Raw genomic sequence first — 1,194 nt, forward strand, 5'->3', positions numbered from 1 at the left:
TCTATGATACCTGTTTATGCCCATCGCTACGGCGGTTGTTGGTATGACTGGCCCTGTTAATTTAGGGCCCGCACCACGACCTGACCGTTGATGGCCATAGGACGCTGGATGATGTTGTGCATGCCCAGAATCGCTGCCTGCGGCGGGTTGACGATCGGGGTCGACATCATCGAACCGAAGGTACCACCGTTAGTGATGGTGAAGGTACCACCGGTCATCTCGTCCATCGACAGTTTGCCGTCACGGGCTTTCTTGCCGAAAGTGGCGATGCCGCCTTCGATTTCAGCCAGGCTCATCAGCTCGGCGTTACGCAGAACCGGTACCACCAGGCCACGGTCGCTGGAAACGGCAACGCCGATGTCCGCGTAGCCGTGGTAAACGATGTCGCCGCCGTCGATCGACGCGTTGACAGCCGGGAAGCGTTTCAGCGCTTCGGTAGCTGCTTTCACGAAGAACGACATGAAGCCCAGGCGTACGCCGTTGTGGGACTTCTCGAACAGGTCCTTGTACTTCGAACGCAGAGCCATGACTTCGGTCATGTCGACTTCGTTGAAAGTGGTCAGCATCGCCATGTTCGACTGAGCTTCAACCAGACGCTTGGCCACGGTGGCACGAACGCGGGTCATCGGTACGCGCTTCTCGATGCGGTCGCCAGCGGCGAACACAGGAGCGGCAGCCGAAGGAGCAGCAGCCTTGGCAGGCGCGGCAGCCGGAGCGGCTTTCTTGGCAGCAACAGCTGCAACCACGTCTTCCTTGGTAACACGACCGCCTTTGCCGGTGCCGGCAACGGAAGCGATGTTGATGCCGTTTTCTTCAGCCAGCTTGCGCGCAGCCGGTGCAGCAACAGGATCGTCTTCGCCTTCGGCAGCAGCCGGTGCAGCGGCAGCAGCGGCCGGAGCAGCAGCGGCGGCTGGAGCAGCGGCAGCAGCGCCGCCCGCTTCGATGGAGCCCAGGACTTCGTCGGACAGAACGGTGTCGCCTTCGTTCTTGACGATTGCGCCCAGCACGCCGTCGGCAGTTGCCAGAACTTCCAGTACGACTTTGTCAGTTTCGATGTCTACGATCAGATCGTCGCGCTTGACAGCGTCGCCCGGTTTTTTGTGCCAGGTGGCAACGGTGCCATCGGCAACCGATTCCGGGAAAGTGGGGGCTTTGATCTCGATAGCCATTATCTGTGGTTCCTTAAATTCGGTT

Annotated in this window: 1 pseudogene; it reads right to left on the reverse strand. The window is 60.0% G+C overall.

From position 1 onward, the window contains the following. Positions 1-71 precede the first annotated feature (71 nt). A pseudogene (odhB, locus tag ACIONG_RS30310) lies at positions 72-1,169 on the reverse strand (2-oxoglutarate dehydrogenase complex dihydrolipoyllysine-residue succinyltransferase); the annotation flags it as partial. Between the last annotated feature and the right edge of the window lie 25 nt (positions 1,170-1,194).

The organism is Pseudomonas sp. NPDC087817 (genome assembly GCF_044742875.1).
Taxonomy (GTDB): Bacteria; Pseudomonadota; Gammaproteobacteria; order Pseudomonadales; family Pseudomonadaceae; genus Aquipseudomonas.